The following is a 309-nucleotide window of genomic DNA, read 5'->3' as shown; positions in this document are numbered from 1 at the left end:
AAGATATTATACAATTTACAACAACAGATAACATCACAATGACGAATGCATATATTTATGACATATCTGGTAAACTAGTCATTAGTGAAGAAATTTCAGATTTAAGTATATCAGCACAACAGCTTACAAAAGGTACTTATGTAATGATACTTAAAGATACTAATGGTAAACATTATTCTACTAAAATCATAAAAGAATAAAGCAATGCTTTTCTTACTATAAAAGCACATATTATTAATTTAATATGTGCTTTTTTAATATCGGTTTAATCTAGAGTATAAATAAAACACATACCTTTGCTTGCTTTAT

1 protein-coding gene is annotated in these 309 nt (G+C 24.9%); it reads left to right on the top strand.

Going from position 1 to position 309, the window contains the following annotated elements:
- On the top strand, positions 1-200 hold a 200-nt coding region (locus tag DC53_RS22820), incomplete at its 5' end, for a T9SS type A sorting domain-containing protein (RefSeq protein WP_033032630.1).
- Positions 201-309: the final 109 nt, after the last annotated feature.

Origin of the sequence: Pseudoalteromonas fuliginea (assembly GCF_000690055.1) — a bacterium.
Taxonomy (GTDB): Bacteria; Pseudomonadota; Gammaproteobacteria; order Enterobacterales; family Alteromonadaceae; genus Pseudoalteromonas; species Pseudoalteromonas fuliginea.
The sequence above is the reverse complement of the archived record's forward strand: the minus strand, read 5'-3'. Positions and strand labels throughout refer to the sequence as shown.